An 8,018-nucleotide genomic window follows, 5' to 3' on the forward strand; every position below is an offset into this window, starting at 1 on the left:
GCTATTCGCCTAAAATGCCGGTGCGTTTGCAACAACAGCAATTGCTTGACGAAGCCAAGCCTTTTACGCTTGAAGTTGACGATCCGCATTTTGCCAAATCGGCTTTGAAATTTAACGGATTCATCTGGGGCGAAGGCAGCCGCAAGATCATGATCACCCACGGATGGGGTTCAAAAGCAGCCGACTTTGCCGAACTCATTACCGCCTTGAAAAATATACCCGGTACGCAGGTAATAGCCTTCGATGCGCCGGGCAACGGCCGCTCGGAAGGTGAGTTGTCAAACCTGCTGCTCTTTGCCAAAGCAGCCGAAGCAGTGATCAAAACTTTTGGTGCACCTGATGTGATTATTGGTCATTCATTAGGGGGCATGGCCAATGCTATCGCCATAAAGGAAACCGGGATAAAACCTGCTCTGCTCATCAGCACAGCCCCGCTGATCAACCTGAAAGAGAATTTTATAGCCAGTCTGAACGCGGCAGATGTAGCCCCGGGTTTGCAGGATCAATTCTTTATTGATTTTGAGGCCTTGTTTGAGATGGATGCTTCTGGTTTTACCCTCGATAATTTATACCCGGCTGATGCCATTACCCGGCATTGGTTAGCCTATGATCCGGAGGATAAAATTGCACCTTTTGTGTTCCTGGAAAGTTTTCTTGCCGCCCATCCCGAAATCGAAACTAAAGTATACGGAGGCCCGGGACATGAACGCATTATCAAAGATGATAATGTTATAGCAGACATCGTCAGTCTGATAGGCTAATTATTTAGTAGCCATAACCTCGTCCATCGCTTTCATAAAAGTTGTTACCTCAATTTCGTTTCGGTGCTGGCTTAAATACTTAAGCAGTTGCCTGTGGGCATCGGCGGGGGTGATCAGATAGTCGCCGCCTACACCGTGAAACATGAAGATGCCCAGTCCGCCGCTTTGCTGTACTTTTTTTACAAAATCTATCAGAGCTTCGCCGGTTACCGGGTTTCCCGACACGCCCCACGAGGGTACTTTTAACGGGTCAAGGTTTTTAAAATCGGTGATTACAGCGTCTGGTCCGCCGCCTATGCGGGCATATTTTGCGAGACCTGCTTTACGGAGGGTGTCGACATAATTTATGCCGCCTACTTCAACTTCAGTACATGGGTAGGCGTAGGTACGGCTACCTGTTTTTCCATCAACAGCGAAAAGCAATGTGTTCATTTCATTGATCTCGCGCAGCATCATATAGGGCGTATAAATAGCCGAATTGTTAGCCGGGTTAGCTTTTACATTAGTGAGCAGGCAGGGGTGATACAAAGTATGATTAGCCAGCTCATAACCTTTTTTACCCACCTCGCGCCAGCGGGGCAAAGTAGCTTCGGTCATGTTGCCCATTAAAAAGAAGGTTGCGGTAAGGTGTGCCGAATCAAGCTGGGGGATAGCGATGTTTAATTGCGAGTTGATACCATCATCATAAGTAAGCACAATGATGGCTTTCTTGCGCTTAGTTTGCTGTGCGTTGGCCGTAATTGATATGATGAGTAATAAAAAGAAAATCAATCTTTTCATAAAAGGCTGTTTGGTTGATGCTAATATAGAATTTAGATTTGATAGATGCTTAAGAAGAGGAGGCACCTGTGGAGCCGGGCGTTTTCTTTTGAGATAGCTATAAACATGATACTCCTACGGCGTTGACAAAAAGATATTAATTGGAACGTTTTTTGGCTCCATAGGAGCGACGTGTTTGTAGCAAATTAGGGAAAAATAAAAAGGCTCCATAGGAGCCTCCTGTTATGCGCTTTATACAACCTCGCTTTGCACTCCCGAATAATATTTTAATTCGATGAGGTCATGCGGTAATGTTTTGGTATTCCATGCATGATGAATAGCCAACGCGGTACCTACAGCAGTGGCTTGCGCCATTGATGCGGCATACACTTCAAGGTGAGGGAAGGCAAGTGCCAGCAGGTGCATGAAAATACTGTTCTTACTAAAACCGCCGTCCACAAAAATGCGTTTTACCTTACAGCCGTTTAAAACATAATTGGTTGATATGGTTTGCTGGGCAATAATATCGATCATGAGTTGGTGATAAGCTTCAACATCGTCGGCAAAACTGTTCAGGTCGCGCTGTTCAAATGCCGATTTCTGTAGGCCGTCATTTTCGTTTGACTGCAATGACGGTTGATTATTTAACCGGGTGGCTACAGCAGGATCATAGTTTATGGTACGGTACCTGATCTCATCCTGGTTAAAGTGGGCGGCTATCCGTTTCACCTGCTGCTCGTACTCATATCCTGTAAACAGGCGCGATGCTTTTACCGGGCTGCCTTTGTATTGCAGGTAGTTAAGGCAATCCTGTTTAAGTTCATCGGCAGTAAGCGGTGTTTGGTTAAAAGGGTTTAAACTGATAGACCATGTACCTGTAGAGATCAACACAAAGGGCATATTAAAGCTCACAAGGTAAGGGATCAGTGCGGCCGAACTATCATGCAGCCCGATACCAACCTTGTAGGTACTGCCCGGAAACTCGGCAGGAAGTACATTATCTGCAGGGTGTAGCGGGGCCATTTTGGATAGGATGCCTTCGTCGCTCAGCCAGTTGTGGTAAGTGTTTTTACCAAAATCCCATAGTGCGGTATGACAGCCAATGCTGGTAAGATCGCTCACCATTTGCCCGCTGATGAGATAGCTCATGTATTGGGGCAGGTGCAATGCATATTTTATCCGCTTGAAAACCTCCGGTTGCTCATATTTGAGCCTGTACAACTGCAAACCCGAATTAAGGTTGCCCAAAACGGGCGAGGCGGTTTCTAAAGCAAACCTGGCTTCATCGCCATAGTTTTTATAAAACTGCCTGCCCAGTTCCGGCGGATATGGTTTAAGGTAATTATACAGTGGGGTAAGCGGCTTGCCATACTCGTCAACATAAACAAAACTGGCGCCGTAAGTAGAAAAGTTGACCGCCTTTAGGTCGAACTCCTTATGCTTAAAAATTTCGCGCAATGAGTCAAACACCGATAGTCTTAGACTGTCGAGATTTTCACATGCATCGCCATCTTCGTCGTGGGTTTCCAAAAAGCGGGCCGTGCGTTCAAAAACTATCTTGTAGTTCTCGTCGAACAGGAACAGTTTCTTGTTGGTTTTACCCACATCAAAAACGGCAATAACGGGTATCGGCTCCATAGGCTTACAATCCGGTTGATACTGCTTTTGCTCCTCGTTCGCCAATCAGCTGCTCCCTGATGCTTTGTTGCCTGTAAACAGCTAATGGGTTCAATGCACCGCCTGCTCTTAAACGTGCTTCGGCCAATAACGGACGAACATCGGTACGATAGGCCTGCTGCAAAATTTCTTGTGCAAGCACCACATCATTATCTTGTTGTGCCTGTACCAATGCAGGAGTATCTACCAAAAGAGCTTGCGCGTAGGCTATCTTAATGGCCTCAACAGATTGAATCAGATCCTCAATCGGGTCTTTTATATTATGCGATGCATCGATCATCCAGCCGATAGAAGTTGCATGCGTCATGCCGCGCGCATCCATACCTTCAACCAGTTCGTTAAAGATCAGGAATAGCTGGTATGGATTGATACTACCAACGGTAAGGTCGTCATCGCCGTATTTTGAATCGTTAAAGTGGAAACCGGCAAGTTTGCCTTCCATCAGCAATAATGAAACAATCTGCTCAATATTGGCACCCTGTAAATGGTGGCCAAGATCAACCAGGGTTTGTGCTTTTTGACCTAATTTAGATGACAGCAGGTATGATTGCCCCCAATCACCAATGGTGGTTGAATAGAAGTTTGGCTCATACGGTTTGTATTCCACCCAAACTTTCCAATCATCAGGTAGTGCCGCGTAAATCTCCTGTAAGCTCTCTAAAGTACGCTCAAAAGCACCTCGCATATTCAATTGTCCTGGGAAGTTTGATCCGTCCGACAGCCAAACCGATAACGCTTTGGAATCAAGCTCAACGCCGTATTTGATCACCTCAATGTTATGGGCAACAGCTTGTTTGCGCACTGCCTTATCCACGTGATGTAATGAGCCAAATTTATAGCTATATTCCTGTGAAGCCTGGTCCTGAAAGGTATTGGAGTTAACGGCATCAAAATGCAAACCCAATTGTGCCGCATGCGCTTTAACAGCCGATGCATTAGATGGGATATCCCATGGGATGTGCAGCGAAATAGAGTTACTGCTGCGGTTAAGTGCATGGATCAAACCTACATCTTCAATTTTTTCTTCCAGGCTGCGTGGTTCGCCACCGCCCGAAAACCTGCCGAAACGTGTGCCGCCGGTTCCTAATGCCCAGCTCGGAATGGCAATATTAAAATCAATCAGTTTTTGCAGAATGGTATCCAAATCTTTTACATCGCCGGCAACAAAATCAAATTTGCGCTGATGATCTTTTAATTGCTGATGATTGGCTTCATCAATTTTATATTTTTCTAACTGCATAATTGGTATTGGTTATGATTAGCAAGTCAAGTAAGTTCAAGTGTAGGCGCTTGAACTTACTAAATTTATAAATTATGTCATTGCGAGGAACGAAGCAATCGCATGCTATAAAGAGCGGCTACGCATGGCGGCCATGCTTCCGTGCGATTGCCACGCTATCGCTCGCAATGACATGGGTTATTGAAACTACCTCACAAACGCCATTGCCACACCGCCATCAACATTTAACACGTTTCCGGTTGATTTGTTGAGCAGGCCGCCAGTAAAGGCGAAGCAGGCATTAGCGATATCGGCAGGCAAAATTACCTCATTCAATAATGTACGTTTTGCATAGTAAGCCGGCAGTTCATCTACAGTAACACCATAAGCTTTAGCACGGCCTTCGGCCCATCCACCGGCCCAAATGTTGCTGTCGCTGATCACGGCATCGGGGTTAACCACGTTTACACGGATCTTGTCGGTACCCAACTCGGCAGCATTCAACCTGCTCAGGTGTAATTGTGCCGATTTTGCTGAGCCGTAGCCTGCGTTGTTCGGTCCGCTAACTAAGGCGTTTTTGCTTACAATGTTAATGATATCGCCACCGATGTCTTGTTTTTTCATAACGGCACCTGCAGCCTGGGTAATGAAGAACTGGCCTTTCACCAATACATCATATAGCAAATCCCAATCCTTTTCGGTATGGTCGGCAATTGATTTGGAGATGGATAAACCGGCGTTATTCACCACAATATCAACGCCACCGAAAGCTAAAGCAGCAATTTCAAGTGCTTCGTTTATCTGATCAGCTTTGGTAACATCAAGTACGGCGGTGGTGTACGAATCCTTGCCGTATTGATTTTTGAACTCTTCGCCTGCACTTTCCAAACGCTCGGCGTTCATGTCATTTAGGATAACTACCGCGCCTTCGTCAACAAATTTCTTGGCGATAGCTTTCCCGATGCCACCTGCACTGCCGGTGATCAGGGCAATTTTACCTGATAAAGCCTTTGGTTTTGGCATACGCTGTAATTTAGCTTCTTCCAGCAACCAGTATTCTATATCAAAAGCTTCCTGGCGTGGCAGAGAAGTATATTCAGAGATAGCCTCAGCACCCTTCATTACGTTGATGGCGTTAGTATAAAACTCGGCAGCAACGCGGGCTGTTTGCTTATCTTTTGAAAAAGAGAATAAGCCTACACCTGGGTACAAGATGATCACTGGGTTGGTATCCCTGATAGCCGGACTATTATCATGCTTGCAGGTGTTGTAATAATCGGTATACATTTGGCGGTAGGCCTCAAACGCAGGGGCCAAACGAGCTTTTAGTGCGGTAACATCGCTCAGGTCTTCGCCCGGTGCAAGGTCAAGCACCAGCGGACTGATCTTGGTGCGCAGGAAGTGATCGGGACAGCTGGTACCCAATGGTGCCAAGCGGTCAAGATCATTTGAGTTGATGAATTCCAGTACACGGGCATCATCAGTAAAATGACCTATCATATGTTTATAGCTTGAGCAAAAGCCGCGCAATACCGGTGCGAGTGCAGCAGCTTGTTTTTTACGGCCGGTCTCGTCAAGGCTTTCAATTTTTTGACCACCGAAAACAGGAGCTTTTTTACCGTAGTTTTCTTCAAGGTATTCGGCGCAACGTTCAATAACCTCAAGGGTATTGATATAGCTTTCGTAAGCGGTATCGCCCCAGGTAAATAAACCGTGTGAGCCCAGCATAATGCCGCGGATGCCCGGATTTTCATCCAAACATTGTTTTAACTGCAAGCCCAATTCAAAACCAGGTTTTTTCCATTCAACCCAGCCTATGGTGCCGTTAAAAAGCTCCTGGGTTATTTTTTTACCATCTTTTGCAGCGGCAATGGCAATTGCAGCATCAGGGTGCAGGTGATCGATATGCTTGAAGGGAAGGAAGCCATGCAGCGGTGTATCAATTGAAGGTGCTTTTGAGTTAAGATCGTAGATGCAATGGTTAAACAGCTCAACCATCTCGTCCTCAAATTCAACACCGCGATAGATGTTTTTAAGGCTGCGCAAACGATCAACATAAAGGGCTGCCAGTCCGCTTTTTTTCAGCGTGCCGATATCACCGCCCGAGCCTTTGATCCACATTACCTCAACATCGTTGCCGGTTAAAGGATCTTTACTGTTAAGCTTGCACGAAGTATTACCGCCACCGTAGTTGGTAAGGCGCAGATCGGCACCTAAAAGGTTGGAGCGGTATATAAGCAGGGCTACTTCATCGCCTGCCAGTTCGGCGGCTTTTGCTTCGTCCCACAAATAGCTTACATGTTTAAATTCAGTTGTTTTCGACGACATATATTTTAATTGTTGAATTATTGAGTTAATGAATTATATGATCTGTTTTAATTGTTTACTTAATTGAATTTCCATAACCTACAACCAGTACCGATAGTACAATAACTGCTATACCGGCTAATACCGTTGCGAATGCTTTTTTACTTACACCTTTCCACTCTTTAAGTACCAGGCCCCATGTGTTGGCTATCAGGATAATGAAAGCCATGTGCAGGATCCATGAGCTGGCGCCGTTGCCCAGTTTGCTTTCGCCCATGCCGTAAAAAAAGAACTGTAAAAACCAGGTTGTACCGGCCAGTGCTGCAAACAGGTAGTTTTTAAGCAGGGGAGTTTTCTTATCGGTATAGTTATCAAACGTTTTATTACGGGCGTTTAGCACCATACACCATATAAAGTTAGTGGTTAAGCCGCCCCATAGTATAATAATATAAGTTACATTGTTTGAATACAGGAAGTTGCCCTGCCCCGGATGCGCCGCTTGCCAGACATGGTTAGCAGTATCGGCCATGGTTTTCCCTGCTTCGATACCGAAGTTGAAACAGGCACTTAATATCCCTGATACTATAGCTACCGCTATACCCAAACCAAAGCGGTAATCCTTGTTTTCCTGTGCTATGGTTTTATCGGCCGAGAGTTCTTTTTCTTTCATCATACCGGCTTTCCCGCATATAATAATACCTACTACGCAAAGCAAAATGCCTAACAAAACTGCCTGTCCCCACTGCGTGTGCAACATCAGGGTAAAAGTGTCTTTCCCTTTTTTGGGAAAAAGATCATAATACACCGATGGGATTATCGACCCAAAAACCGAGCATAAGCCCAGTATGATAGTACTGCCTAACGATACCCCTAAATAGCGCACGCCTAATCCATATGTCAAGCCGCCAATGCCCCATAATAAACCCATAACATATGTCCAACCCAAGGTGGCAGTATCCGTATGACTTATAATATCGGCGAAACCTGGAATGGTTAGCCATGCTGCCAGCGGTGGCACAATGAACCATGAAAAAATGCCGCCTACTATCCAGTAGCTTTCCCAGGCCCAGCCTTTTATTTTTTTGTAGGGGATATAAAAGCTCCCCGAAGCAAAGCCACCGATAAAATGGAAGATGACCCCTAAAATTATTTGCATACGCTTAATTAGTTTATATTGGTAAGGCTAATGTAGATATTATATAATATGGAACTGTCCTTTGCTGTCATGGATGTGACCGTTGATTTGAAATGATTGCGTTGATGCCGTTGATTTTGTCTGAACCGGGATTTGGGGG

Annotated in this window: 6 protein-coding genes; 1 reads left to right on the forward strand and 5 read right to left on the reverse strand. The window is 45.5% G+C overall.

What is annotated here, in order from left to right; all coding sequences use genetic code 11:
• A partial coding sequence (locus VF500_RS11220; RefSeq protein ID WP_330859757.1) for an alpha/beta hydrolase occupies positions 1-761 on the forward strand: 761 nt, incomplete at its 5' end.
• Here the strand turns inward: VF500_RS11220 and VF500_RS11225 are convergent.
• From VF500_RS11225 to rhaT, 5 genes are all read right to left on the reverse strand, one after another.
• Positions 762-1,541, reverse strand: a complete 780-nt coding sequence (locus VF500_RS11225) for a polysaccharide deacetylase family protein (protein WP_330859758.1) — start codon at positions 1,539-1,541, stop codon at positions 762-764. It abuts the gene before it with no gap.
• A gap of 231 nt (positions 1,542-1,772) precedes the next feature.
• The gene (locus VF500_RS11230; protein ID WP_330859759.1) at positions 1,773-3,158 is read right to left on the reverse strand and encodes an FGGY-family carbohydrate kinase; all 1,386 of its coding nucleotides are present in this window, start codon (positions 3,156-3,158) and stop codon (positions 1,773-1,775) included.
• A gap of 4 nt (positions 3,159-3,162) precedes the next feature.
• Positions 3,163-4,437, reverse strand: a complete 1,275-nt coding sequence (locus VF500_RS11235) for a sugar isomerase (protein WP_330859760.1) — start codon at positions 4,435-4,437, stop codon at positions 3,163-3,165.
• Positions 4,438-4,623: 186 nt separating this feature from the next.
• On the reverse strand, positions 4,624-6,744 hold the full coding sequence (locus VF500_RS11240) for a bifunctional aldolase/short-chain dehydrogenase (RefSeq protein ID WP_330859761.1): 2,121 nt from the start codon (positions 6,742-6,744) through the stop codon (positions 4,624-4,626).
• 55 nt (positions 6,745-6,799) lie between these two features.
• Complete coding sequence (rhaT, locus tag VF500_RS11245) at positions 6,800-7,879, reverse strand: L-rhamnose/proton symporter RhaT (RefSeq protein WP_330859762.1); 1,080 nt, start codon at positions 7,877-7,879, stop codon at positions 6,800-6,802.
• Positions 7,880-8,018: the final 139 nt, after the last annotated feature.

The organism is Mucilaginibacter sp., assembly GCF_036383575.1.
Lineage (GTDB): Bacteria > Bacteroidota > Bacteroidia > Sphingobacteriales > Sphingobacteriaceae > Mucilaginibacter.

Coding starts and splice junctions, on each gene's coding strand:
- rhaT (WP_330859762.1), bottom strand. CDS start 7,879: ATGCAAATAATTTTAGGGGTCATCTTCCATTTTATCGGTGGCTTTGCT.
- VF500_RS11230 (WP_330859759.1), bottom strand. CDS start 3,158: ATGGAGCCGATACCCGTTATTGCCGTTTTTGATGTGGGTAAAACCAAC.
- VF500_RS11225 (WP_330859758.1), bottom strand. CDS start 1,541: ATGAAAAGATTGATTTTCTTTTTATTACTCATCATATCAATTACGGCC.
- VF500_RS11235 (WP_330859760.1), bottom strand. CDS start 4,437: ATGCAGTTAGAAAAATATAAAATTGATGAAGCCAATCATCAGCAATTA.
- VF500_RS11240 (WP_330859761.1), bottom strand. CDS start 6,744: ATGTCGTCGAAAACAACTGAATTTAAACATGTAAGCTATTTGTGGGAC.